The 25,461-nt window shown below is 70.2% G+C and carries 17 protein-coding genes and 1 pseudogene; 6 read left to right on the forward strand and 12 right to left on the reverse strand.

The genetic code is table 11. The features are described 5' to 3' along the window. Positions 1-672: hypothetical protein (locus ACZ6ZR_RS36710; protein ID WP_465650078.1), on the reverse strand; the 672-nt coding region annotated here is incomplete at its 3' end. A 765-nt stretch (positions 673-1,437) separates the two neighbouring features. Here ACZ6ZR_RS36710 and ACZ6ZR_RS36715 point away from each other — a divergent pair. The 4 genes from ACZ6ZR_RS36715 to ACZ6ZR_RS36730 all read left to right on the forward strand — a co-directional run bounded on the left by ACZ6ZR_RS36715 (position 1,438) and on the right by ACZ6ZR_RS36730 (position 8,762). Continuing rightward, positions 1,438-5,313, forward strand: coding sequence for a ricin-type beta-trefoil lectin domain protein (locus ACZ6ZR_RS36715; RefSeq protein ID WP_465650080.1), 3,876 nt, complete (start codon positions 1,438-1,440; stop codon positions 5,311-5,313). 476 nt (positions 5,314-5,789) lie between these two features. Then, positions 5,790-6,740, forward strand: a complete 951-nt coding sequence (locus ACZ6ZR_RS36720; RefSeq protein ID WP_465650082.1) for an oxidoreductase — start codon at positions 5,790-5,792, stop codon at positions 6,738-6,740. 73 nt (positions 6,741-6,813) lie between these two features. After that, positions 6,814-7,239 (forward strand): PPOX class F420-dependent oxidoreductase, encoded by a 426-nt coding sequence (locus ACZ6ZR_RS36725; RefSeq protein ID WP_465650084.1) that lies wholly within the window; start codon positions 6,814-6,816, stop codon positions 7,237-7,239. Between the two features lie 65 nt (positions 7,240-7,304). After that, positions 7,305-8,762 carry an MFS transporter gene (locus tag ACZ6ZR_RS36730; RefSeq protein ID WP_465650086.1) on the forward strand — a complete coding sequence of 486 codons (1,458 nt, stop codon included), beginning with the start codon at positions 7,305-7,307 and terminating at the stop codon, positions 8,760-8,762. A gap of 158 nt (positions 8,763-8,920) precedes the next feature. Here the strand turns inward: ACZ6ZR_RS36730 and ACZ6ZR_RS36735 are convergent, their stop codons facing one another. From ACZ6ZR_RS36735 to wrbA, 5 genes are all read right to left on the reverse strand, one after another. Then, positions 8,921-10,324, reverse strand: a complete 1,404-nt coding sequence (locus tag ACZ6ZR_RS36735) for an aldehyde dehydrogenase family protein (protein ID WP_465650088.1) — start codon at positions 10,322-10,324, stop codon at positions 8,921-8,923. Then, positions 10,324-11,421, reverse strand: coding sequence for a phenazine antibiotic biosynthesis protein (locus ACZ6ZR_RS36740; RefSeq protein ID WP_465650090.1), 1,098 nt, complete (start codon positions 11,419-11,421; stop codon positions 10,324-10,326). Before ACZ6ZR_RS36740 ends, ACZ6ZR_RS36735 begins: the two co-directional genes overlap by 1 nt. Before the next feature lie 128 nt (positions 11,422-11,549). After that, on the reverse strand, positions 11,550-12,590 hold the full coding sequence (locus tag ACZ6ZR_RS36745; RefSeq protein WP_465650092.1) for a ketoacyl-ACP synthase III family protein: 1,041 nt from the start codon (positions 12,588-12,590) through the stop codon (positions 11,550-11,552). A gap of 27 nt (positions 12,591-12,617) precedes the next feature. Then, on the reverse strand, positions 12,618-14,270 hold the full coding sequence (locus tag ACZ6ZR_RS36750) for a (2,3-dihydroxybenzoyl)adenylate synthase (RefSeq protein WP_465650094.1): 1,653 nt from the start codon (positions 14,268-14,270) through the stop codon (positions 12,618-12,620). Between the two features lie 291 nt (positions 14,271-14,561). After that, the gene (gene wrbA, locus ACZ6ZR_RS36755; protein WP_465650096.1) at positions 14,562-15,182 is read right to left on the reverse strand and encodes an NAD(P)H:quinone oxidoreductase; all 621 of its coding nucleotides are present in this window, start codon (positions 15,180-15,182) and stop codon (positions 14,562-14,564) included. Between the two features lie 277 nt (positions 15,183-15,459). Here wrbA and ACZ6ZR_RS36760 point away from each other — a divergent pair, with 277 nt between their 5' ends. Then, complete coding sequence (locus ACZ6ZR_RS36760; protein ID WP_465650098.1) at positions 15,460-16,437, forward strand: glycosyltransferase family 2 protein; 978 nt, start codon at positions 15,460-15,462, stop codon at positions 16,435-16,437. A gap of 82 nt (positions 16,438-16,519) precedes the next feature. Next, the gene (gene nagB, locus ACZ6ZR_RS36765; protein WP_465650100.1) at positions 16,520-17,302 is read left to right on the forward strand and encodes a glucosamine-6-phosphate deaminase; all 783 of its coding nucleotides are present in this window, start codon (positions 16,520-16,522) and stop codon (positions 17,300-17,302) included. A gap of 80 nt (positions 17,303-17,382) precedes the next feature. Here the strand turns inward: nagB and ACZ6ZR_RS36770 are convergent, their stop codons facing one another. The 6 genes and pseudogenes from ACZ6ZR_RS36770 to ACZ6ZR_RS36795 form a co-directional block, all read right to left on the reverse strand. Continuing rightward, positions 17,383-19,872 carry an ATP-binding protein gene (locus ACZ6ZR_RS36770; RefSeq protein ID WP_465650108.1) on the reverse strand — a complete coding sequence of 830 codons (2,490 nt, stop codon included), beginning with the start codon at positions 19,870-19,872 and terminating at the stop codon, positions 17,383-17,385. A gap of 2 nt (positions 19,873-19,874) precedes the next feature. Then, positions 19,875-20,492, reverse strand: coding sequence for a potassium-transporting ATPase subunit KdpC (kdpC, locus tag ACZ6ZR_RS36775; RefSeq protein WP_465650102.1), 618 nt, complete (start codon positions 20,490-20,492; stop codon positions 19,875-19,877). Between the two features lie 14 nt (positions 20,493-20,506). Beyond that, complete coding sequence (gene kdpB / locus ACZ6ZR_RS36780) at positions 20,507-22,612, reverse strand: potassium-transporting ATPase subunit KdpB (RefSeq protein ID WP_465650104.1); 2,106 nt, start codon at positions 22,610-22,612, stop codon at positions 20,507-20,509. Further along, on the reverse strand, positions 22,612-24,261 hold the full coding sequence (kdpA, locus tag ACZ6ZR_RS36785) for a potassium-transporting ATPase subunit KdpA (RefSeq protein ID WP_465650106.1): 1,650 nt from the start codon (positions 24,259-24,261) through the stop codon (positions 22,612-22,614). The genes kdpB and kdpA overlap by 1 nt, the downstream gene beginning before the upstream one ends. A gap of 1 nt (position 24,262) precedes the next feature. After that, a complete protein-coding gene (gene kdpF / locus ACZ6ZR_RS36790; protein WP_238863773.1) occupies positions 24,263-24,352 on the reverse strand; it encodes a K(+)-transporting ATPase subunit F in 90 nt (29 codons plus the stop codon). A 218-nt stretch (positions 24,353-24,570) separates the two neighbouring features. Further along, a pseudogene (locus ACZ6ZR_RS36795) lies at positions 24,571-25,461 on the reverse strand (DNA-binding protein); the annotation flags it as partial.

Below are 25,461 nucleotides of genomic sequence, written 5' to 3' on the forward strand. Positions count from 1 at the left end.
GGTAGCGTCGTCGCGCACCAGCGCACCCGAGTGGCCCGCCAGGTTCAGGCTGGCGTTCTGACCGGCCCAGCACTGATCCCGCGATCCGGCGATCCCGGCGTCGGAACAACCCTTGTAGGAACGCTCGATGAAGCCGGGGCTGTAGTCCCAGCCCTCACCGATCCACGAGGTCTGCGGGTTCTGGGCGGAGTTCTTCCCGTCCACCGACGAGGAGTCGTAGCCAAGACTGATCGACGGGGCCTCGCCGCCCAGCGGGGGCGGGACCTGAACGGGATAGCCATAGCTGAAACCACCGGTGTTGCCGCCGGAACTCCACGCCGCCGAAGGGCTGAGGGGAGAGGCCGCGTAGGAGCCGCCGGCTCCGGACGCGGCTTGGGTGACGGCGAGCACCATGGGCGCGGCATCCGCGGGTGCCTGCGCAAGGCTCGCCTTCGCCTCACTCTCAGCTGACTTGGCGGCAGCGGCGGCGTGACCAGTCCCATTGGGCGCCGTAGGTTCGGTGCCCGGGCGGATGGTGGCCGTCAGTGTCCTCGACTTGGCGTCGACACTGGCGGCAATCGGCGTCTGAGTGCGGCACTCGGGCTGCTGAGGCGTACTCAGAGCACAGGCGGGCAAAGCGACCAGTCGTGCCCGGTCAGCCCAGTTGGCGGCGCCCAAGGCCAGCAGGTCCACCGAGAGTTCCACAGGCACGTCCGCGCCGCGGGCGCCGGTGTCGGACAGAGTGATCAGCGGGCCGCCGACCAGTGACCTGCGTTCGGCATCTGTCTCGGGGACGAAGACACGGATCGACCGCTCCTGCGCCGCTGTCCTGCTGACTGGTGCGAGGGCCACAGGCAAGTCGCCGGCGCGGACCAGCCCGTGCCCGGTTGAAGAGGGAGCCGCACCACCAGTCGCCGACCGGGCGGTTCGCGTGTCAGAAGAGTCGGATCCCAGCCGGACGTCCGCAGCCCCCGTCCGGATCGGGGACGAGCCGCTGTCGGGCTTCCACGGTGCAGGCACCGGGAGTTGCGGGGCCGTGGAAGACCCGACCTTGAGATTGCTTCCTGTCACCGGCCTTGTGCCGTCGCCCAGCGGTGTGTAGGCCGGTGCCCACACCTCGGGAGGCTCCGACGCAGCCAGGGCAGCCACCGGAGGGGCAACAAGTACTGACGAAATTGTCCCAAGTGCGACAAAGATGTTGGTAGTTCGATACCTTCTACTTTTCGCGCGTATGCGCCAATCCCCCACGGGGAACTCCTTAATGAGTTCGGCTTGGCTTGCCGACCGCCCGCAGTTGCCTGCGCGGAAGTCGGCAGCCTCACACCGTAAGTGGCAGCACTGACTGTCGGCGAGTCAATTTACGCTCCGCGTAAGCGACTTGACGGAATAAATGGTCATGAATCAGTGGATTTGTGCAGCAGGAAATGTGGTTTGACGGGGTGGTCCCGAGGGCGGATCGTGTCTCCGAGAAAGAGTCAGCCCTTCGTGGGCTGCCCGTCATTGGGAGACTTAGTAGCCGCCATGCGAAGAATTCATACTCAGACAACCGGAACCGGTCATACGGTGAGCAGGGGGATGAAATTCGCATCCTTGACGGCCATGGTGATGGCCGGCTCGTTGGGCCTCACCATGCTCAACCCGACCGCCCACGCGGACGTTCAGCCGCAGCAATCGGCAACGAGCCCGCCGCAGACGGTCTCGCCCGAGCAGCAGGCCTTGTTGGACGCGCGTGCCCAGGCCAAACGGGACGGCAAGGCCGTAGCGGTCGATCACCTGACGACCGAGGCATCGCAGACCGTGGTCAACCCGAACGGCACCCTGACAACGACGGACTACACCGACCCGATCAGGGCCAAGAAGGCCGGCGCCTGGAAGGAACTCGACGCGTCGCTGGCGCTGAACGCCGACGGCTCACTGAGTCCCCGGGTCACCTCCAGCGAGCTCACCCTCTCCGGCGGTGGCACCGGTCCCATGGCGACCATCACCACCAATGACGGAAAGCGCCTTGCCATCGGAGCACCGTTCGCACTGCCCCGGCCACAGGTGGACGGTGACACCGTCACCTACTCCGACGTTCTGCACGATGTGGACCTGAAGCTCACAGCCCTGCCCAACGGTGGCTGGCGCGAGGTGATCGTCGTCCGAACTGCCCAGGCGGCGGCCGATCCGAAGCTCAAGACTCTCAAGTTCCCCGTCGAGACCACAGGGCTGACCGTCAGCTCCGACGCGGCCGGGAACATCAGCGTCAAGGACGCGACGGGCAAGGCACGGATGCACGCACCGACGCCGTTCCAGTGGGACTCCAGCTCCCAGCCCGTCGCCCCTGCGCCGAAGAGTCTGGTGAAGAGCGCCCCTGCCCAGGCCGCCCCCGCCGCAGACGAGAGCAGCGGGCCGCCGACGTCCACGGCGGACGGCCCGGGCGAGGGAGCCACAGTCGCGGCGATCGGTGTCAAAGCGAGCGCCTCGGCCATCGAACTGACCCCGGACCCGGCGACGTTCGGCCAAGGGACCGGCCCGTGGTACCTCGACCCGTACGTGAGCGCCGACAGTTGGGCCAACGGCTCGGTCCAGGTCCAGGAGAACTTCCCCGAGACCCAGAATTTCAACCACCTCAGTGAGCTGGGGACCGGCTTCTGCGGTTACAGCAACTGCAACGGGAACGGCCGCTACCGTGCCTACTACCGCATCGGCGTCCACCCGGCGATCTACAACCAGCCAACCGGCGCACCGTACCCGCCGACCGTCTACGACTCCCGCCTGTACACCTCGGTCACCGCGGCATCCAGCGGCGGCACCGAAGTTCCCCTGGGGCTCTACTGGACCGGCGCGATCAACGAGCAGACCCGCTGGAGTGCCCAACCCTGCGGCGTGGCAAGCCACATGCAGAACTGCTCCAAGATCGGCGACTCCTTCAAGATCACCGGTACCGGCCCGATCTCATTCGACGTCACCTGGCACATGCAGCAGGCGGCCCGCGACAAGTGGACGGACTTCACGGTCGCCATCGCACCTGACGACGAACGGAACATGCTCTACCGCAAGCACCTGGCCAACAACCCGCGCGTCGTCACCAACTACGACATCGCCCCCAGCATGTGGTTCCCGCGGATCGAGCCGAACCCGCGGTTCGCGAAGACCAACTCCTCCTACGCGTGCAAGAACCCCGACACGGTGAACGCCTGGGACAACCCGGGCTGGATCGGGAACAACCAGAGCATCAGCCTCGCGGCCTCCGACTGGTCGCCCACCGGCCTGTGGATACGCGGCCACTTTGAGATGTGGGACGACAACAACCCAGGTTGGCGCCTCGTTCAGGAGACTCCGGCCACCGGGGCATACAACACCGAACGCATCCCCGTCGGATCCCTGGAGGACGGCCACCAGTACGGATGGATGGCCTGGGCAACTGACGGCGGCCTGGTGTCGCCGAGCGTCGGGGCGTGCTTCTTCCGCGTGGACCGGACCAGCCCTCGAGTCAGCATCAGTTCCACGGACTTCCCGCCCTCGGGAACTCCTCGTTCGAAGCCGGCCCCCGGGCAGCCCGACACCATCAAGTACCACACCGACGCGGGCAACTTCGTCATCCGGGCGGAAGACCCCGCACCGGGCAACGGCCTCCGCGCCTCCGGTCTGGCCTGCGTCCGGGTGAGCAGCGACCCCACACCCGTCACGGGTTGGAGCTGCGACGAGCCCGGCATCGTCAAGGCCAACGACAACGGCGAAGCCGTCATCACGAGAATCCCGGGCACCTGGGGAACCAACTTCCTCTACGCACAGGCCCAGGACAACGCGGGCAACTACAGCCAACCCGGCGTCTACAGCTACTACGCCCCCTGGAAGCCCGGTACCCTGCCCGTCCCGGGAGACGCCAACGGCGACCTCACCCCCGACCTGGTGCTCCCTGACGCGGCAGGCAGCCTGCGTGTGATCGGCGGCAACAGCGACCCGGCCGGCACCATCGCCGCCGCCGCCAACACCGCACCCAACCAGGACCCGAGTCAGAACCTGTACCCCACCTGGGACCAGTACCAGATCACCCACCACGGCGCACTCAACTTCAGCAAGCCCACCGACCAGCTGATCGTCCACAACACCAAGGACCCGAACCTCAAGAAGTTCCTCTACCGCATCGACAACAGCTCCGAGGCCCCTGGCCGATTCGACACACAGCGCGGCACCTCCCTCCCGGTGCCAACCGCATGCACTGTCGCCCCGATCGGATCAACCTCAGTACCGGGCGGCTGCTCGACACCATTCGGCAGTGACTGGTCGGACCTGCAGAGCTTCGCCGCCATCGGCACCCCCGAAGGAGAGCCCACCGAGCTCGGCACCGACAAGCAGTGGCCCAACGCGACCTCGGTCCTGGCCGTCAAGAACGGCCAGCTCTGGCTCCTCCGCCCCAGCGGCACGGGCCAGTTCGAGAGTGTCGCCCAGCACATTCCGATGAAGCCCGCTCCCGCAGCCACTCCCCGGACCTGGCTCGACTACGACCTGATCGGCCCGGGACCCGCGAACGGGGACAGCACCCCGGGCTCGATGACCGACGACGGCATCGCCGTTATCCACCCCACGGTGTGGGTCCGTGACCGCAAGAACGGAGACATCCTCTCCCTGCCCATCACCGGCGGCCTCAGCCCGAACTACCAGGCCCTGACCGAACCCTGGAACGGCACCGTCCTGCTCAAGGGACGCATCAACACCACCGACTACCCAGAGGTCGGCTCGGTCGGTGACCTCAACCCCGGTGACCCAGACGGAGCCAAGGCCCCCGACCTGTGGACCCGGAACAGCAGGTTCGAGATCCAGGTCTGGACCGGAAGGGCCAACGACGCCACCAAGAACAAGGTCACCAGCCTGTCCAGCACACCCGCTCCGATCGGGGCGCTCAACACCCGGCCCAAGGGCGAGCTCATCAACGGTGACACCGTGCTCAGGTCCAACGCGGTCCCCGCCACCAAGCTGATGGCCGGGGACACCGTCTACTCCGCCAACACCAAGCTGGTCATGCAGTCCGACGGCAACCTCGTCCTGTACTCGCGCCACGACTTCAACGAGTACACCGGACTGGGACGGACCCTCTGGTCCAGCAACACGTGGGGCCACCCTGGAGCCTGGGCAGCCCTGCAGCCCGACGGGAACCTCGTCATCTATCCCGCCGGGAAGACCACCGACGCCTACTTCGCCACCGGGACCGCAGTCTCGGGACAGGGAGTCACGACCGGCCTGGTCGTGCAGAGTGACTGCAACGTCGTGATCTACCGGTACGAGGGCGAGACCAAGAAGGATCCGCTCTGGGCGACCAAGACATGGAGCCCCAACTCCTCCATGTGCTGACAGTCATCTGATGGAGGCTCTGACGCGCACACTTGCGCGTTGGAGCCTCCGTCGGAGAACCGGGCAACTAGAGATCATCAGTACCTTTAGTGAACGGACAGTCACCGTGGGATCAACGCGCACGACTTCCGCACCGGTAGTGGCGGTAAACGACGGACAACGACGGACGGTCCGCCAGGCACCCTGGCCCACCGCAGCCTCGGCAACGAGGTCAGTTTGAGCCTTGGTCAGCTTACGAACCGTCATGTGTGGCTGGATCTTCCCAAGCTTCTAGCGCGAGTTCGATTCTCGTCGTCCGCTCCACTCCGAGAGCCCCGGGTCAGCGACCTGGGGCTTCGTCGTTCCCCGGAGGGGTCTGACCGCGACCTGACGAGCAGGTGACGGAATCGCTCCGCCTGCTTGGTCCCTCCGTGTGCGCAAGCCGTTCAATCGGCCTACACGGCCCGTCGGGCCACCGAAATCGCAAGGAGAACGCGATGGCTTCGACCGTCGGCGTTGGTACCGGTGTGCACGCGGGTGCCGCCGGTGAGTTCGTTCTCGGCGGGGACCTGACGATCCGCCGGATGGGGTACGGCGCGATGCAGTTGGCCGGCCCGGGGGTGTGGGGGCCGCCGCGGGACCGGGAGACCGCGCTCGCCGTGGTGCGCCGTGCGTTGGAGCTCGGGGTGAACCACGTCGACACCAGCGACTACTACGGTCCGCACGTGGTGAACGGCGTGATCAAGGAGGCCATCCACCCGTACCCGGAGGACCTGGTGATCGTCACCAAGGTCGGCGCCCGGCGTACCCCGGACAGGGACTGGCCGGCCGCGCTGAAGCCGGCCGAGCTGGTGCAGGCGGTGCACGACAACCTCGACCACCTGGGGCTGGAGCGGCTCGACGTGGTCAACCTGCGGATCGTCGAGGAGGGCGGCGGGCTGGGGCCCGAGGACTCCATTGAGGAGCCGTTCACCGCGCTGGCCGAGCTGCGTGAGCAGGGCAAGATCCGCCACCTGGGCGTGAGCAACGTGACCGTCGCGCAGTTCAACGAGGCCCGCGCGATCGCCCCCGTGGTCTGCGTCCAGAACGAGTACAACGTGGTCCGCCGGGACGACGAGGAGCTGCTCCGGCTGGCCGCCGCCGAGGGCATCGCCTACATGTCCTTCTTCCCGCTGGGCACCTACACCCTGCGGCACGAGAAGCCGGCCGGCGTGGACGCCAAGGTGCCGCTGGCCACGCCGCTGGACAACCGCGCGCTGGACGTCGTCGCCGAGCGCCACGGCGCCTCCGCCTACCAGGTCGCGCTGGCCTGGCTGCTGCACCGCTCCCCCAACCTGGTCTGCATCCCCGGGACTTCCTCGGTCGCGCACCTGGAGCAGAACATCGCGGCCGCCTCGGTCAAGCTCACCGCCGAGGACCTGGCCGAGCTGGACACCCTCCAGGCCTGAGGGGCCGGCCCGAGCTGATGGAGTATCGGCCGGGGCTTTCCCCGGCTCTTCCGCACCGTCGACCATTGACGGTATGGAGAAGATGACGCAGGAGGAGTGGCGCGCTTTCGTCGCCGCCGGGACCCGCACCGGCAAGCTGGCCACCGTCCGCCCGGACGGGCGCCCGCACGTGGTGCCGGTCTGGTTCGTCCTGGACGGCGACGAGGTGCTGTTCAACTGCGGCCCGGGCTCGGTCAAGGGACGCAACCTGCTCCGTGACCCGCGGGTGACCATCTGCGTGGACGACGAGCAACCTCCTTTCGCCTTCGTCCAGTTGGAGGGCGAGGCGACCGTCGACGAAGAGCCGGCCGCGCTCCGGCACTGGGCCGGGGTGATCGGCGGCCGGTACATGGGCGCGGACCGGATCGAGGAGTTCGGCGCCCGCAACGGTGTCCCGGGCGAATGGCTGGTCCGGGTCAAGATCAACAAAGTGATCGCATCGCGCGGCATCTCCGACTGAGGCGGCCCTGTCGCACCGGTCGTGGCACCGCGTACCGTCCTGACCACGCGAAAGGTGTTCACCCGATGTCCCTGCTGGACGAATCAACCGCCCAAGCGGCCGGTACCGGACCGGAGTTGCGGATGACCTCCCGGCAGCGGGCGGTCCTTCTCCTGCTGCTCGGCTCGGCCTTCCTGCTCGCCGCCGACTTCTCGCTGCTCAACGTGGCCATCCCGGAGATCGGTGCGGGCCTCGGCTTCAGCGTCGACAACCTGCAGTGGATCGCCACCTCCTTCGCCATCACTGCGGCCGGCTTCACGCTGTTGTTCGGCCGGGTCGGCGACCTCTACGGCCGCCGCCGGTTCTTCCTCGGCGGGGTCGCCCTGCTGGTGGCCGCCTCGGTCCTCGGTGGCGCCGCCAACTCGCCCGAACTGCTCATCATCGCGCGGGTGTTGCAGGGTCTGGCCACCGCCGTCGCCACCCCGACCGCGCTCTCGCTGCTCACCACGGCCTTCCCCGAGGGTCCGCTGCGGGCCAAGGCGCTCGGCCTGAACGGCGCGATGATCGCGGCCGGCTTCACCGTCGGTGCGGTGGTCGGCGGTCTGCTCACCGCGCTGCTCAGCTGGCGCTGGGCCTTCCTGATCAACGTCCCGGCCGGTCTGGCGATCCTGATCGCCACCCCGATGCTGCTGTCCGAGAGCCGGGCCGCCGACCGGGCCAAGCTGGACGTGCCGGGCGCGATCACCGTCAGCCTGGGCCTGGTCTCGCTGGTCTACGGGGTCTCCCGGGCCGGCGAGGAGGGCTGGGGCGACCCGGCCTCGCTCGCCCTGATCGTGGTCGGTGCGCTGCTGCTGGTGGCCTTCTGGCTGATCGAGCTGCGCAGCAAGGCGCCGCTGGCCCCGGTCCGGATCCTGCGCAAGCCCACCGTGCTCTGGGGCAACCTGGGCGGCTTCGTCACCATCACCATGCAGACCGCGGTGATCTTCCTGATCACGGTCTACCTGCAGAAGGTGCTGCACTACTCGGCGTTGAGCACCGGCCTGGCCTTCGGCGGTCTCGGCGTGGCCTCCTTCCTCGGTGGTGTGCTGGCGCCCAAGGTGATCGGCCGGTTCGGCAACCGGAACGGCCTGTTCGCCGGCATGGTCATCCAACTCCTGGCCGCCGCAAGCCTGTTCCTGATCGGTGAGAGCCGCAGCGGCTTCGTGCTGGTGCTGGCCGCGCTGGCGGTCGGCGCCTTCGGCCACCTCACCGCGGTGGTCTCGTACATGGTCACCGCCACCTCCGGCCTGCCGAACGAGGAGCAGGGCCTGGCCACCGGCCTGGCCACGATGGCCCAGCAGGTCGCGCTGGCGGTCGGCATCCCGGTGATCAGCGCGGTCGCGGCGACCCGCATCCACGCGCTGGAGTCCGGCGGGGCCTCGGCCACCGACGCGGTGCTCGGCGGTGTCCGGCTGGCGCTGCTGATCGACGCCGGCGTGGTGCTGGTCGGCGCCGTCCTGGTCTGGTCCTTCCTGAAGCGGGCGGAGTCGGCGCGGGCCGAGTGACGTCGTCATCGAAGTGGCAGAGGGCGGGTGCACCCCAGGTGCATCCGCCCTTCCGCGCGTGAGGACGGACGCGGCCGGGCAACGACGGAGGCGCCCTCCCCGGTTCTCGGGGAGGGCGCCTCCGCGGTGTGCAGGGGGCGGGAGGTCAGTCCCGGATGTCAGTCCCGGATGACGGTCTTGCTCCGCATCAGGAACTCGCCGAGGAAGCCGTCGTGCGGCACCCCGGGCTCCATCCAGTACGTGGGGTGGTCACCCAGGTAGAGGTTGCTGACGGAGGGGTCGTCCATCAGGCGGTCGATCAGGGCCTCGTCCTTGGTGAAGGCGTTCAGCACCAGGGAGTTGCGCAGCGGCGCCACGCCGTCGGCCGGCGTCCAGGGGGCGACCCAGACGCAGGGGAAGGCGAGTTCGAGGTCCAGCTGCCCGCTGTCCCAGCGCTCCAGCTGGTGCACCGAGGGGGTCAACGCGGCGCTGCCGTCCCCGAGTTCGGCCACCACGCCGTCGCCGCCGAGCCAGGCGCGGGTGCCCTTGGCCTGGCTGAGCAGGAAGTCGGAGACCGCCCGGGCGGAGTCGGTGCGCTGGACCGGCAGGACGGCGTCCGGATGCTCCGGTGGGAGCACCGGGACGGCGGCGAGCCGCTCGGCGATGGCCTCGGCGAGCGGGGCCGGGTCGCCCTCGATCAGCACGCCGGTGGTGTTGATGCACTTCACCCCGCCGTGGTGGCTGATCGAGTCCACGATGGTGTCCAGGTGGTCCCGCCAGTCCGTGTCCGCCGTGATCAGCGTCTTGGAGCGGCCGGGGCCCTGGGCCAGCATGGTGGCGTCGGTGGCGTACTTGCGCACCACCGCGTCGCCGCCGTAGACGATGCCGAGGTCGGCCCCGCGGAGCACCTCGTCGGCGGCGTCGTGGTCGGTCGGCAGCAGCACCACCTGGTCGGCCGGGAAGCCGGCCTGACGCAGTGCCAGGACCAGCCGGTGCGGGGTGAACGGCTCGCGCCGGGACGGCCGGACGGCGACTCGGTAGCCGAGCGCCACGGCCTCCAGCCAGAGCGCGTGCGGTGCCGGGTGGTTGCCGGCCGCGTGCACCGCGAGGACCTCGCCGCGCCTGGTCCACACCGCCCGCCCGATCCGGGTGAGCGGGTCGCGCCAGTCGGCGACCGCGCTGCCGGGGCGGGCCTGGAAGGTGGAGTAGTGCGCCTTCAGCGCGGCCTCGTGGATCTCGTCGGCGGCCGAGCGGACGGCCTGCCGGGAGACCCCGGAGACCCGGCTGACCGAGTACTCGTACTGCTCGTAGGAGAGCCCGGCCACCTCGCCGTGCCGGAAGATCTCGGCGGCCTCGGCCAGCGCGGCCAGCCGCCGCTCCTCGGGCAGGCTGGCCGCGGCCCGCAGGGCGGACATCGCCCGGGTCACGAACAGCCTCGGCACGATGCTGAGTTCGGCGAAGGTGGCGCCCGTGACGTCCGGGATCGCGGACCGTCTGCGGGTCCGGTAGGCCCCGGCCGGGCCGAGCGCGTCGAGGACGATCGGCTCGGTGGCCGCGGGTGCGTCCGTGGTCGGGGCGGCCATCAGTAGACCCCCTCGATCACGGTCTCGTTGTCGAACTCCTTGACCGGGGCGACGTCGGCGATCGAGTCGCCGACCTGGCCGTCCACCGGCTCGATCCGGGTCGCGTAGTCGCGCTCCAGGTTGTTCGGCAGGAACAGGCTCTTGCCGACGTAGTGCATGACCACCCGGCCGCGCTCGCCGTAGGCGACCGGCTCGCCGGTCTCCTCGTCGATCACCCGGTAGGTCATGTACGGGGAGAAGGGGTCGTAGACGCAGGGCTCGTCGTCGGTCAGGCCCGGGCGCTCGGTCACGTGGCCGAGCGTCATGGTGTTGCCGAAGCCGCTGACGAAGACCGTGTCCGGGAACAGCTCGGTGCGGTACAGGTCACGGGTGTCGGGGTCGAGCTGGGTGCCCACCCACATGATCGCCTTGACCTTCTTGCGGACCAGCGCGACCAGGTCGTCGCGGCGGCTGAGCTTCTCCAGGGTCGGCGGGGTGAGCATCAGCACGCCCACGTCCTGCGACTCCAGGGTGAAGGCCAGCTGGTCGATCAGGTGCTCGGTGTAGAGCTCGGCCTCGGCCTTCTCGCCGCGGCCGATCAGCTTCTTCACCCAACGCGGGTCGACGTCCACGGTGAACGCCAACCCGCCCCGGCGGCGGACCAGTTGGTGGAAGGTCTCGCCGACCATGTGCGGGCCGGACGGGATCACCATCAGCCAGTTCAGGCCCTGCGGGACGCCGTGCGCGTCCAGCTGGGCGCTGCTGTGCTGGACCAGGACGTCGGCCCACTCGCGCAGCATCACCACGCGCTTGGGGGCGCCGGTGGTGCCGCCGCTGTCGTAGATGCCGGTGATCTCCGGCTTGCGGCCGTAGCCGCGCGGGATCAGGTCCTCGACCTGGACGTCGCGGAGCTGGTTGGCCACGTTCGGGAACCGGCCGAGGTCCTCGAAGGTGCGGATCTCGGTGAGCGGGTCGAAGTCGAGGGTCTCGGCGATCCGGAGCCAGAACGGCGAGCCGGTGGCCGGCTCGAAGTGCCACTTGAGGGCGGCGCGCAGGAACTGCTCCGGGTCGGGGCGGACGTCGAACGGCAATTCGAGGATCGGGTCAGGGGCGGACAACTGAGTGTTCCCTTCGGCAGTGCCGCGATCGAATTCGCGTGGTGTGGATGGGACGCGGGCCTGACAGGCCCTCGGAGCCAGGGGAAGCGGGCCGGGCCGCAGTCGGGCGGCGGGGCCGGCCCCGTGGCTCAGCGGGGGGTGGGGACGGGCCGGTCGACGATCTCCAGGACCACCGAGGTCCAGTTGAAGCCGCCGCCGATGCCCGTCATCAGCACCCGCTGACCCGGTTCGAGCCGCCCTTGGTGGGCGAGGTGGTCGAGCGCGCCGAACTGGTCGGTGGCGCCGACGTGGCCCACCTCCACGGCCCAGCGCCAGGGGGTCCGCTCCAGGTCGATGCCGAGCGGGTCGAGGTTCTCCCGCTTGACCATGTCGACCCCGAAGTTGGGCATGATCACGTGTTCCGCGTCGGTCGGCCGGATGCCGGCCTCGGCGCAGGCCGCCGTCGCGGTCCGCACCAGCGCCGCGTCCATCAGCTCCACCACCTCGGACAGCGGCCGCTCGCGGGCCGCGAAGTCCTTGGTGCGGTCGATGATCCGGACCGGGTGCTGGGACGGGTCGGAGTTGGGGGTGAACGGCAGGCTGCCGCGCTGCATGCCCTCCAGTTCCGGGTGGGCCACCGTGACCGAGGAGACCAGCCGGGCGAAGCCCGGGCGGCGGGAGAGCACCAGGGCGCTCGCCCCGTCCCCGAAGACCAGGCCGGGGTGCATGTGCCAGCGGTCCCAGACCGGTGCCTCGAAGCGGTCCGAGGCGGTGATCAGCGCCGCGCTGTGGCCGGTGCGCCCCTGGAGGAAGGCGGCCGCCAGCTCGATCGAGCCGACCGCGCCGTTGGAGAGCTGCCGGATCTCGAAGGCGGTGCCGTTCCCTCCGACCAGGTGGTGCTGGAGGTAGGAACCGACGTTCCACCCGTCCAGTCCGTTGAACCCGGCGGTGGCGTGCAGCAGCAGGCCGAACTCCTCGTCCGCCAGGCCCGATTGGCCGAGCGCCTGGCGGCCGGCCCGGACCGCCATCTCGGGCTGCGAGTCCTCGTCGCCCGCGATGGCAACGCTCACCATGCCGGAGCGCTCCTGCAGGTGCGCCTCGTACCGGCCGTCGGCGACCGCCTGGTCCACCGGGAACGGCTTCGGGTACCAGGAGCCCACCCCGTTGACGTACAGGTCGTGGTACTTCATCTCACTGACCTCCGTGGTGAGTCGGGCTCACTGCCCGGCCGGGACGGCGGCCGCCAGCTGGCGGAGCACCTTCTTGTCGATCTTCCCGACGGCCGTGTACGGCATCTCGGCGACGATCTCGATCCGTTCCGGGACCTTGAACGCGGCCACCTGGTGCTGGGCGAACAGCTCGTTCAGGTCGGCCAGTTCGAGCGTGCCGCCCGGGTGCAGGGTGACGAACAGGCAGACCCGCTCGCCCATCTTCGGGTCCGGCGCGGCCACCGCGGCGGCCTCGGCCACGTGGTCCAGCAGCAGGACCAGGCGCTCCACCTCGTCGGCGGAGATCTTCTCGCCGCCCCGGTTGATCAGGTCCTTGATCCGGCCGGTGACCACGAAGTTGCCGCTGGCCCGGTCGATCCGGACCACGTCGCCGGTCCGGTACCAGCCGTCGGTGGTGAAGGCCCGGGCGTTGTGCTCGGGGGCGTTGAAGTAGCCGCGCGGCGTGTACGGGCCGCGGGTGAGCAGCTCGCCGGGCTCGCCGGGGGCCACCGGCCGCCCGTCCTCGTCCACGATCAGGACCTCGTCGTGCGGGCTGATCGGCCGGCCCTGGGTGGTGGCCACCACCTCCGGGTCGTCGTCGAAGCGGGTGTAGTTCAGCAGGCCCTCGGCCATCCCGAAGGACTGCTGGACGTGGCAGCCCAGCTCCTTGACCGCCCGGCGCTGGTCCTCCGGGGCGAACAGCGAACCGCCGACCTGCACCAGCTTCAGGCTGGACAGGTCGGGGCCGAGCTCAGCGACGGCGGTGGTCCAGTGCTGCACCACGGCCGGGACGGCGGCGACGGTGGTGACCCGCTCCCGGGCGATGGTCTCGAAGGCCTTGCGGGGCGACGGGGTGGGCAGCATGACGACCCGTCCGCCGACCATCAGGGTGCCCAGGATGCCGGGCGAGGCGAGCGGGAAGTTGTGCCCGGCGGGCAGCGCCACCAGGTAGACGGTGGACTCGTCCAGCCCGCAGACCGCACCGCTCTGCCGGGCGTTGTACTCGTAGTCGTTGTGCGTCCGGGCGATCACCTTGGAGAGACCGGTGGTGCCGCCGGAGAGCAGGAAGACCGCGACGTCGCCCGGGTCCGGGGCGGCCGCGTCCAGCCGGGCGCGGCGGGCGGCCACGTCACCGGTGACGGTGGTGAGCGAACGCAGGTCCACGTTCCCGGGGTTGACCTCGGTGCCGGAGACCAGGGTCAGACACGGCCAGTCGAAGCCGGCGGCGACCCGGGCCGCCAGCGCCTGGTGGTCGTAGCCGCGGCAGAGGTCCGGGACGGCGATCGCCGCCACCTTGGTGTGCCCTCCGACGCCGGAGAGTTCGTAGTCGCGGTGCGCCGGCAGCATCATCACCGGGGCCACGCCCAGCCGGAAGCAGGCCAGCAGCAGGACCACCAGCTCCCAGCTGTTGGGGAGTTGGACGAGCAGGTTGTCGCCGTCCTTCAGTCCCTGGGCCGCCAGGTTCTCGGCCAGCGCATCGGCGGTCTCCGCCAATTCCCGGTAGCCCAAACGGCGTTCACCGTCGACCAGGGCTATCCGGTCCCCCCGCTTCTCGGCCCACTGCCAGAGCAGCGCGCCGAGCGGCTGCTCTCGCCAGTAGCCTTCGGCGACATAAGTGACCTCGGCCTCCTTCGGCCAGGTCACGACTCCGAGTCGTTCCATGCTCTGCGTCCCCTTCGCTGAGGCTTTTCACCAGAGGGTTGTCCCCGCGCCCCGAGCATCGGGCCCCCCACCTTTCTCGGCAATTCGATCATATTAAGTATGTCATTTTGACATGCTTCCCTAAGGAATTGCTCCCTGTGGAAACGAAAAAGGCGCCGCCTTGGAATAGGCGGCACCTTCCCCATTTCCTCACAGGATCGGCGCAGTTCGCGCGGGGAAAAGGCGAAAGGCGCGGGGATCCGGATTTCCGGATTCCCCGCGCCTTCAGCGGGCCGTGCGGGTGACGCCAGGTCAGGAGGCGGCGGCGAGGCCGACCTTCAGCGCCGTGGCGATCTGGACCGCGCGACGGGTCTGGAAGCCGATGGCGCCCAGGTTCTCGTCGTTCGGGGTGCCCACGTTGTTGTTCGAGACGTGGCTGGTGCCGTACGGGTTGCCGTTGGTCGGGGCGAACTGGATCCCGTCCGAGTAGCCCGGGGCCACGATGATGGCGCCCCAGTGGTAGAAGGTGTTGTTCAGCGCCAGCAGGGTGCTCTCCTGGCCACCGTGCAGGGTGGAGGTGGAGGTGAAGGAGGAGACCACCTTGTTCACCAGCTTGCCCTGGAACCAGAGGCCACCGGCGGTGTCGATGAACTGCTTGAGCTGCGCGGCCGGCAGGCCGAAGCGGGTCGGGGTGCCGAGCAGGATCACGTCGGCCCAGTCGAGGTCGTCGAGCGAGGCCTCCAGGACGTGCTTGGTCTCCTCGACGTGGTCGGCCCACTCCTGCTTGGTGGCGATGACGGCCTCGGGGGCCAGCTCGGCGACCCTGCGCAGCCGGACCTCGGCGCCCGCCTTCTCGGCGGCCGACGCGGCCTCCTCCGCCAGCTTGTGCACGTGGCCGGTGGACGAGTAGTAGATGATGGCGACGTTGGTCACGGTCGCTGCTCCATTTCGGAAGATTCAGGCATTCGGGATTCAGTGGTCACCCGTCTCCCCGACTCTCCCCCTCCCCGCCGCCGGGGGGCAATCGCGGCTCTGAGACTTCGTCACCAGCGAGTCCCACCAGGCGAGATGACCCCCGCGAACCGGGATGAACCGTGCGGCCGGCCGCCGGAAATCGGCTCGACGCGTGAACGGGTGTCCGGGCCGCCGCGCGGTGTCCCCGTGCTACTGTCCCGGCCGTTCCCTATGGTCTGGACCGCGGGCGGTAATCATGGCGGCGACACCCGACGGAAGGACGACCCTCTCGGTCGTCGTCCCGATGTACGACGAGGAGGCCGCGCTGCCGGCCCTGGTGGCCAGGCTGCGGCCGGCCCTGGACGGGGCGGGGGTGCGGTACGAGGTCGTCGCGGTGGACGACGGGAGCACGGACCGGACGGCGGAGCTGCTGGAGAAGGAGCGGGCCGGCTGGCCGGAGCTGCGGGTGGTGCGGCTGCGCTCCAACGCCGGGCACCAGGCGGCGCTCACCGCGGGGCTGCACGCGGCCGTCGGCGCGTACGTGGCGAGCATCGACGCCGATCTCCAGGACCCGCCGGAGAAGATCCCGGAGATGCTGGAGCTCGCCCGGGCCGAGCGCCTGGACATCGTCTACGGGGTGCGCTCGGACCGCTCCACCGACACCAGCTTCAAGCGGCGGACGGCGGGGGCGTACTACTGGCTGATGCGCCGTCTGGTCGGCAAGCGGGTGACGGCCCAGGCGGGTGATTTCCGGCTGCTCAGCCGGGTCGCGGTGGAGGCGCTCAAGGCGCTGCCGACCGACCAGCAGCAGGTGTACCGGCTGCTGGTGCCCTGGTTGGGCTTCCCCAGCGGGCAGGTGACGTACCAACGGGAGGAGCGGGTCGCCGGGACGAGCAAGTACTCGCTCGGCAGGATGGTCCGGCTCGCGGTGGAGAGCGTCACCACCTTCTCGGCCGCCCCGCTGCGGCTGGCCACCTGGCTCGGCGTGGCCAGCTTCGTGCTCTGCCTGCTGATGGTGGTCTGGAGCATCGGGGTGCACCTGGCCGGCTCCACCGTGCCCGGGTGGACCTCGCTCTTCGTGGCGGTGCTCTTCCTGGGCAGCGTGCAGCTGATCTGCGTCGGCCTGCTGGGCGAGTACGTGGGCCGGATCTACACCGCCGTCCAGCGCCGCCCCACCTACTTCGTGGCCTCCGATTCGGCGCGCGAGGAGGATGTACCGGAGGCTGGACGGTGACGACGGACCTGGACGGGGCTCGGTAGAATCTGGGAGTCTGGTCTAGACCACATCTACGCGTACGAATCAGAACGGTGGAGCCATGGAAATCGTGATCGTCCCCGACGCCGCAGCGGGCGGCGAGCTCATCGCCTCGGCCATCGCCGAGCTGGTGGCGCGCAAGCCCGACGCGCTGGTCGGGGTGGCCACCGGCTCCACGCCGCTGCCGATCTACACCGCGCTCACCGCCAAGGTGGCCGGCGGCCTGGACGTCACCCGGGTCCGGATCTGCCAGCTGGACGAGTACGTCGGCCTGCCCGCCGGGCACCCGGAGTCGTACCGCTCCACCGTGATCCGCCAGGTGGTGGAGCCGCTCGGCCTGAGCGAGGCCTCCTTCCTCGGCCCGGACGGCACCGCCGAGGACGTCGCGGCCGAGGCGATCCACTACGACCACGCGCTGGCCGAGGCCGGCGGCGTGGACTTCCAGATCCTCGGGATCGGCACCGACGGGCACATCGGCTTCAACGAGCCCTGCTCCTCGCTCGCCTCGCGCACCCGGATCAAGACCCTGACCGAGCAGACCCGGGTCGACAACGCGCGCTTCTTCGAGGACGACATCGAGCAGGTGCCGCACCACGTCATCACCCAGGGCATCGGCACCATCCTGGAGGCCCGCCACGTGGTCCTGCTGGCCACCGGCGCCAACAAGGCCGACGCCGTCGCCGCCACCGTCGAGGGCCCGCTCTCCGCGCTGGTCCCGGCCTCGGCCCTGCAGCTCCACCCGCACGCCACCGTGGTGGTCGACGAGGCCGCCGCCGCCGGCCTCAAGCTGGCCGACTACTTCCGCGCCACCTACGCCGCGAAGCCGTCCTGGCAGTCGATCTGACGCAGTACCACGCACGACGCACGAGAGCCGTGGCCCTCCGGGGGTCACGGCTCTCGCGCGTTCCGGGGCGGGAGCAGAGGTCATGAGGCCCCGTCAGGCCCGGCCGCCGGGAGGGTGAGGAGCATGGTGGTGCCGCCGCCCGGGGTGTCCTCGACCTCCAGGGTGCCGGCCATGGCCTCGGCGAGACCGCGGGAGAGGGCGAGGCCCAGGCCGGTGCCGGTGGTGTTGTCGGTGTCGCCCAGGCGTTGGAAGGGGAGGAAGACGCGGTCGCGGTCCTCGGGCGGGATGCCGGGGCCGCGGTCGATGACGCGCAGTTCGACGCGGCCGGCGTGGGTGGAGGCGGTGACCAGGACGGGGGCGCCGGGGGCGTTGTGGCGCAGGGCGTTGGTGATGACGTTGGCCAGCACGCGCTCCAGCAGGGGTGGGTCGGCGAGGACGGGTGGTGCCTCGGAGAGGCCGAGGGGTTGGACGGGGGCGTCGGGGTCGGCGAGGGAGTCGAGGGCGCGGGGGAGGACTTCGTCGAGGTGGGTGGGGGCGAGGTGGAGGGTGAGGGCGCCGGCCTGGAGGCGGCTCATGTCAAGGAGGTTGTCGACCAGGCGGGTGAGCTTGAGGAGGGATTCGTCGGCGGTGGCGAGGAGTTCGGCCTGGTCCTCGTCGGAGAACTCGACGTCGGGGCTGCGCAGTGAGCCGACGGAGGCGAGGGCGGCGGCCAGTGGGGTGCGCAGGTCGTGGCTGACGGCGGCGAGCAGGGCGGTGCGCATCTTGTCGGCGGCCTTGATGGGTTCGACCTCGGCGGCGGCGGTGGCGAGGCGGTCGCGCTCCAGGGCGGCGCCGACGTGCGCGGCGAAGGCGGTCAGGACCCGTTGGTCGGCGGCGGGCAGCCGACGGCCCGTCAGGACCAGGACGGCGCCGCCCCCGACGCCCACCTCGGTGACCTCGCCCGCCCCGGCGCCGGAGGAGGCCAGGACGGTGCCGCCGGTGCGGTCCAGCAGGGCGACGGAGTCCATGCCGAAGGCGGTGCGGCACTTCTCCAGCAGCGCGGGGAGCGCGTCCGCGCCGCGCAGCACGCTGCCGGCCAGGGTGGAGAGGGTCTCGGCCTCGGCGGTGGCCCGGGCGGCCCGGGTGGTGAGGCGGGCGGCGCGGTCGACCACGGTGGAGACGGTGAGGGCGACGGCGGCGAAGACGGCGAGGGCGAGGACGTTGTTGGGTTCGGTGATGGTGAAGGTGTGGACGGGTGGGATGAAGTAGTAGTTGAGCAGCAGCGAGGCGACCACCGAGGCGAGCAGGGCGGAGACCGCTCCACCGAGCAACGCGACGGCCACGACGCCGAGTTGGAAGATCAGGGCGTCGGTGGTGAGGTTGAGCGAGGTGTGCGAGAGCAGCAGGGTGAGCAGGACGGGCAGGGCCAGGCCGGACAGGTAGCCGGCCACCGTCCGCCGGGGTGAGTGCCGGCGGCCCAGGGCGGGCAGGCGGCCGCGGCCGGTGAACTCGTGGGTGACCATGTGGACGTCGATGTCCTCGGAGGCGTCCACGGTGGTCTCGCCGATGCCGGGGCCGGTGAGGAAGCGGTTGACCCGGCCGCGGCGGCTGGTGCCGAGCACCAGCTGGGTGGCGTGGTGGGCGCGGGCGAAGGAGAGCAGGGCGGTCGGGATGTCGTCGCCGACCACCACGTGGTAGCTGCCGCCCAGGGTCTCCACCAGCCGCCGCTGCTGGGCGAGTTGGCCGGGGGAGGCGCCGGCCAGGCCGTCGCTGCGGGTGACGTGGACGGCGAGCAGTTCGCCGCCGGCGGTGCGGTCGGCGATCCGGGCGGCCCGGCGGATCAGGGTCTCGCCCTCGGGGCCGCCGGTGAGGGCGACCACCACCCGCTCCCGGGTCTCCCAGACCCGGTCGATCCGGTGGGTGGTCCGGTAGTCGCGCAGGCCCTCGTCCACCCGTCCGGCCACCCAGAGCAGGGCGAGCTCCCGAAGGGCCGTCAGGTTGCCGACCCGGAAGTAGTTGGAGAGCGCGGCGTCCACCTTCTCGGCCTTGTAGACGTTCCCGTGGGCCATCCGGCGGCGCAGCGCCTGCGGGGCCATGTCGACCAGCTCGATCTGGTCGGCCCGGCGCACCACCTCGTCCGGGACGGTCTCGCGCTGCGGGACACCGGTGATCTTCTGCACCACGTCGTTGAGCGACTCCAGGTGCTGGACGTTCACCGTGGTCAGTACGTCGATCCCGGCCGCCAGCAGCTCCTCGACGTCCTCCCAGCGCTTGGCGTGCCGCCCGCCCGGGATGTTGGTGTGGGCGAGCTCGTCCACCAGGACCACGGACGGGCGGCGCGCCAGCACCGCCGCGAGGTCCATCTCCTCGAACTCGGTCCCCCGGTAGGTCCGCCGGACCCGGGGGACGAGGTCCAGGCCGGCCAGCATGCGCTCGGTGCCGGGGCGGCCGTGGCACTCGATGTACCCCACCACCACGTCCGCGCCGCGCGCCTGCCGCCGGGCGGCCTCGTCGAGCATCCGGTACGTCTTGCCAACGCCGGGAGCGGCCCCGAGGTACACCCGGAGCCGCCCACGTCGTCCCTGCGGGATCGTCACTTGGTCTCTGCCAGCGCCTTGTTGAGGAGGATCACGTTCACCCCGGCCTGGCCGAGGAAGCCGAGAGTCGGGCCCTCGGTGCAGCGGTCGACCAGCTGGTCGAGCTGCTCGGCGGGGATGCCGCGCTCCCTGGCGACCCGGGCGGTCTGCTGCCGGGCGTAGGCCGCGGAGATGTGCGGGTCGAGGCCGGAGCCGGAGGCGGTGACGGCATCGGCGGGCACACTCGCCGGGTCGACGCCGTCGAAGGCGGCGACCGCGGCCCGGCGCTCCTCGACCGACTTGAGCTGCACCTCGCTGTTGGGGCCGAGGTTGGAGGCGCCGGAGGCCTTCGGGTCGTAGGAGCCGGCCGAGGGGCGCGGCTGGTACCACTTCGGGTCCGGCCGGGCCGCCTCGTCGGCGTCGTCCGGGTTCTTCTTCGGCAGGTTGAAGCTCTGGCCGAGCAGGCTGGAGCCGACCTCCTTGCCCTCGGACGTGACGATCGATCCGTTCGCCTTGTCGGCGAAGGCGAGTTGGCCGATGCCGGTGACCGCCAGCGGGTAGGCGATGCCGAGGATCACGGTCAGCACCAGCAGGGCCCGCAGCGCGGTGAGGTGGTTGCGCACGATGGTGGGCATGTGAGGGGCCCCTTTCAGCTCAGGCCGGGGATGAACTGGACGATCAGGTCGATCAGTTTGATGCCGACGAACGGCACCACCAGACCGCCCAGGCCGTAGATCCCGATGTTCCGGCGGAGCAGTGAACTGGCGTCGGACGGACGGTACTTGACGCCGCGCAGGGCGAGCGGGATGAGCCCGATGATGACCAGGGCGTTGAAGATGATCGCCGAGGTGATGGCGGACTGCGGGCTGTGCAGCTGCATGATGTTGAGCCTGTCCAGGCCCGGGTAGACGGTGGCGAACATCGCGGGGATGATCGCGAAGTACTTGGCGACGTCGTTGGCGATCGAGAAGGTGGTCAACGAGCCGCGGGTGATCAGGAGTTGCTTGCCGATCTCGACGATCTCGATCAGCTTGGTGGGGTTGGAGTCCAGGTCGACCATGTTGCCGGCCTCCTTGGCCGCCATGGTGCCGGTGTTCATCGCCACGCCGACGTCGGCCTGGGCCAGGGCGGGGGCGTCGTTGGTGCCGTCGCCGGTCATCGCGACCAGCTTGCCGCCCGCCTGCTCCTTCTTGATCAGCGCCATCTTGTCCTCGGGGGTGGCCTCGGCGAGGAAGTCGTCCACGCCCGCCTCCTCCGCGATCGCCTTGGCGGTCAGCGGGTTGTCGCCGGTGATCATGATGGTCTTGATGCCCATCCGGCGCAGCTCGTCGAAGCGCTCCTTCATGCCCTCCTTGACCACGTCCTTGAGGTGGATGACACCCAGGGCGCGGGCGGGGGCGGAGCCGTTCTGCTCCGCGACCACCAGCGGGGTGCCGCCGGCGGCGGAGATCTGCTGGACGAGGTCGGTGACGTCGGTGCCCACCGTGCCGCCGTTGTCGGCCACCCACTGGGCGACCGAGCCGGAGGCGCCCTTGCGGACCTGCCGCCCGTCCACGTCCACGCCGGACATCCGGGTCTGGGCGGTGAAGGGTACCCAGGTGGCGTGCGCCAACTCGCCCTGGGCGCGGGCCCGCAGGCCGTACGCGCTCTTGGCCAGGACCACGATGGAGCGGCCCTCGGGGGTCTCGTCGGCCAGCGAGGAGAGCTGGGCCGCGTCGGCCAGTTCCTCCGTGCCGACGCCGGCCGCGGCGAGGAACTCGGCGGCCTGGCGGTTGCCGAGGGTGATGGTGCCGGTCTTGTCGAGCAGCAGGGTGTTGACGTCGCCGGCGGCCTCGACGGCGCGGCCGGACATCGCCAGCACGTTGCGCTGGACCAGGCGGTCCATGCCGGCGATGCCGATCGCCGAGAGCAGCGCGCCGATGGTGGTCGGGATCAGCGCCACGATCAGGGCGCAGAGCACCACCGTCGGCTGCGGGGCGCCGGCGTAGGTGGCCATCGGCTGGAGGGTGACCACCGCGATCAGGAAGACGATGGTCAGGGACGCCAGCAGGATGTTGAGCGCGATCTCGTTCGGCGTCTTCTGCCGGGCGGCGCCCTCGACCAGGGCGATCATCCGGTCGATGAAGGTCTTGCCGGGCTCCGAGGTGATCTTCACGACGATCCGGTCGGAGAGCACCTTGGTGCCGCCGGTGACGGCCGAGCGGTCACCGCCCGACTCGCGGATGACCGGGGCGGACTCGCCGGTGATGGCCGACTCGTCCACGCTGGCGACGCCCTCGACCACGTCGCCGTCGCCGGGGATCACCTGCCCGGCCTCGACGACCACGTGGTCGCCGAGCCGCAGTGCGGTGCCGGGCACCTCCTCCTCGCCTTGCGAGGCGGGCCAGTTGACGAGCCGTCGGGCCATGGCCTCGGTCTTGGCCCGGCGCAGGGTGTCGGCCTGGGCCTTGCCGCGGCCCTCGGCGACGGCCTCGGCGAGGTTGGCGAAGATCGTGGTGAGCCAGAGCCAGACGGTGATCGACCAGGCGAACACGGACGGGTCGGCGATCGCGGCGACGGTGGTGACCACCGAGCCGACCTCGACCACGAACATCACCGGGTTCTTCACCATGACGCGCGGGTCGAGCTTCTTCACCGCATCCGGCAGGGACTTGGCGATCAGCTTGGGGTCCAGCAGATTGGTGGAGGCTCTGTGCTGGGTCTGCGGCTGCCCGGCCGGAGCGGGAGCGGGAGCGGGGGTAAGGGTGGACGACATCAGTGGAGACCTTCCGCGATCGGCCCGAGGGCGAGGGCCGGGAAGTAGGTGAGGCCGACGACGATCAGGACGACGCCCGACAGCAGGCCCACGAACAGCGGCTGGTGGGTGGGCAGGGTGCCCGGGGTGGCGGGGACGGGCTGCTGCTGCGCGAGGGCGCCGGCCAGCGCCAGCACGAAGACCATCGGCAGGAACCGTCCGAGGACCATGCACAGGCCGAGCGCGGTGTCGTACCAGGCGGTGTTGACGGTGATTCCGGCGAACGCGGACCCGTTGTTGTTGGAGGCGGAGGTGAAGGCGTAGAGCACCTCGGAGAAGCCGTGCGCACCCGAGTTGAGCATCCCGGCCCGCTGGTCGGGCAGGGCCATCGCGACGCCGGTGCCGACCAGTACCAGGGTCGGGGTGGTGAGGATGTAGAGGGAGGCGAACTTCATCTCCCGCCCGCCGAGCTTCTTGCCCAGGTACTCGGGGGTGCGGCCGACCATCAGCCCGGCCACGAAGACCGCCACCACCGCGAGGATCAGCATCCCGTACAGGCCGGAGCCGGTACCGCCGGGCGCGATCTCACCGAGCATCATGTTGAAGACGGTCAGACCGCCGCCGAACGGCGAGTACGAGTCGTGGAAGGAGTTCACCGCACCCGTGGAGGTGAGCGTGGTGGAGGCGGCGAACAGCGAGCTGGCCGCGATGCCGAAGCGCTGCTCCTTGCCCTCCATCCCGGCGCCGGCGGCCTGCGAGGCGGTGCCGGCGTGCTGGAACTCGAAGAAGGTGATCAGCGCGGCCGAGGCGATCCAGAACAGGCCCATCACCGCGACGATCGCGTAGCCCTGGCGGTGGTCGCCGACCATCTTCCCGAAGGTGCGCGGCAGGGCGAACGGGATCACCAGCAGCAGGAAGATCTCCAGCAGGTTGCTGAAGCCGTTCGGGTTCTCGAAGGGGTGGGCGGAGTTGGCGTTGAAGAACCCGCCGCCGTTGGTGCCCAGCTCCTTGATGACCTCCTGCGAGGCCACCGGACCGCCCGGAATCGACTGCGGGTCACCCGCGAGGGTGGCCACCTCGTGGAAGCCGTGGAAGTTCTGCACCACGCCACTGGCGACCAGCACCAGGGCGAACACGAAGGCCAGCGGCAGCAGCAGGCGCAGGTTGATCCGGACGAGGTCCACCCAGAAGTTGCCGACCCGGTCGGTCCGGTTGCGGGTGAAGCCCCGGATCAGGGTGGCGACGACCGCGATGCCGACGGCGGCCGAGACGAAGTTCTGCACCGCCAGGCCGGCCATCTGCACCAGGTGGCCCATCGCGGCCTCGCCGCTGTAGGACTGCCAGTTGGTGTTGGTGGTGAAGGAGATCGCGGTGTTCCAGGCCTGGTGCGCCTCCATCTCGGGGACCCCGAGGCTCAGCAGCAGGTGGGTCTGGAGCCGGATCAGCGCGTAGAGGAAGAGCACCGAGACGGCCGAGAAGGCCAGCACCGAGCGCAGGTAGACGGGCCAGCGCTGGTCCGCCTCCGGGTCGACGCCGATCACCTTGTAGAGCACCCGCTCGGCTCTCAGGTGCCGCGTGGTGGTGAGCAGTTGGGCGATGTAGTCGCCAAGGGGGCGGTAGCACAGGGCCAGCGCACCGACCAGGGCGATCGCCTGGATCCAGCCAGTCATGTCAGAACTTCTCCGGGTAGATCAACGCCACGACGAGGTAGCCGACCAGGGCGACGGCGACGATGAGACCTGCGACGTTCTCGGCGCTCACAGCTTCTCCACCCCTCGCGCGATCAGGGCGATGACGGCGAACACGGCGACCGTGATCCCGACGAAGACGAAATCGGACATGACTCCACCAAGGTGGTTGCGTAGCTGGCCGCCGAAGGCTCGGACGGCTCCGGCGGCGGGCCGGCGCTGCCACTCAAACAGCCGTATGGACGGCGTCAGACCTCGCTGACGCCGTCCATACGGGTGGGCGGGTTTTCCTTACGGCCTCTTAGCGGGCTCCGGCGCGCGGGCCGGCTGACCAGGCTCCCCGCGCCGCACCGCGCCCGGGGCCCGGCGGGCCGGACGGTCCGCCCTGGCCGAGGAGTTGAGCTGCCAGGGGACGGAGATGACCATCACGCCGGGGGTGAAGAGCAGGCGGCTCTTCAGCCAGAGCGCGGACTGGTTGTGCAGCAGGGTCTCCCACCAGCGGCCGACCACGTACTCGGGGATGAAGACCGCCACCGCGTCCCCGGGGCTGGCCTGCCGCACCGAGCGGACGTAGGCGGTCACCGGCTTGGTGATCTCCCGGTAGGGCGAGGCCAGTTGCTTCAGCGGGACCTCCAGTCCGGCCGCCTCCCACTGCTCGCGCAGCTCGCTGACGGCCTCGGGCTCCACGGCGACGGTGAGTGCCTCCAGGCTGTCCAGCTGGAAGGCCTCCGCGTAGCCGAGGGCGCGCAGGGTGGGCTTGTGCAGGCGGGAGACCAGCACGATCCCGTGCACCTTGGCCGGGCGGACGGAGACCTCCTGAGGGTCCGTCACCGAGAGCTCCGCGGAGACCCGGTCGTAGTGCCGGCGGATGCCCCGCATCATCACCCAGAGCGCGACGGCCGCGAGCACCGCGAGCCAGGCGCCCTGGGTGAACTTGGTGGCCAGCACGATCACCAGCACCAGCGCGGTGGTCAGCGCGCCGAGCGCGTTGATCACCCGGGCGCGCTGGGCGCCCGCCCGGACGGCCGGGTCGGTCTCGGTGGCCAGGGTGCGGTTCCAGTGCCGGACCATGCCGGTCTGGGAGAGGGTGAAGGAGGTGAAGACGCCGAGGATGTAGAGGTGGATGAGGCTGGTGACGTCGGCGTCGTAGAGCCAGAGGAGTCCGCCGGCCACCAGGGCGAG

Source organism: Kitasatospora sp. NPDC088742 (assembly GCF_055584905.1).

Excerpts from the sequence above, each read along its gene's own strand:
- ACZ6ZR_RS36720 (WP_465650082.1), top strand. The coding sequence starts at position 5,790 with ATGGCTTCGACCGTCGGCGTTGGTACCGGTGTGCACGCGGGTGCCGCC.
- ACZ6ZR_RS36725 (WP_465650084.1), top strand. The coding sequence starts at position 6,814 with ATGGAGAAGATGACGCAGGAGGAGTGGCGCGCTTTCGTCGCCGCCGGG.
- ACZ6ZR_RS36730 (WP_465650086.1), top strand. The coding sequence starts at position 7,305 with ATGTCCCTGCTGGACGAATCAACCGCCCAAGCGGCCGGTACCGGACCG.
- ACZ6ZR_RS36735 (WP_465650088.1), bottom strand. The coding sequence starts at position 10,324 with ATGGCCGCCCCGACCACGGACGCACCCGCGGCCACCGAGCCGATCGTC.
- ACZ6ZR_RS36745 (WP_465650092.1), bottom strand. The coding sequence starts at position 12,590 with ATGAAGTACCACGACCTGTACGTCAACGGGGTGGGCTCCTGGTACCCG.
- ACZ6ZR_RS36750 (WP_465650094.1), bottom strand. The coding sequence starts at position 14,270 with ATGGAACGACTCGGAGTCGTGACCTGGCCGAAGGAGGCCGAGGTCACT.
- ACZ6ZR_RS36760 (WP_465650098.1), top strand. The coding sequence starts at position 15,460 with ATGGCGGCGACACCCGACGGAAGGACGACCCTCTCGGTCGTCGTCCCG.
- nagB (WP_465650100.1), top strand. The coding sequence starts at position 16,520 with ATGGAAATCGTGATCGTCCCCGACGCCGCAGCGGGCGGCGAGCTCATC.
- kdpC (WP_465650102.1), bottom strand. The coding sequence starts at position 20,492 with ATGCCCACCATCGTGCGCAACCACCTCACCGCGCTGCGGGCCCTGCTG.
- kdpB (WP_465650104.1), bottom strand. The coding sequence starts at position 22,612 with ATGTCGTCCACCCTTACCCCCGCTCCCGCTCCCGCTCCGGCCGGGCAG.
- kdpA (WP_465650106.1), bottom strand. The coding sequence starts at position 24,261 with ATGACTGGCTGGATCCAGGCGATCGCCCTGGTCGGTGCGCTGGCCCTG.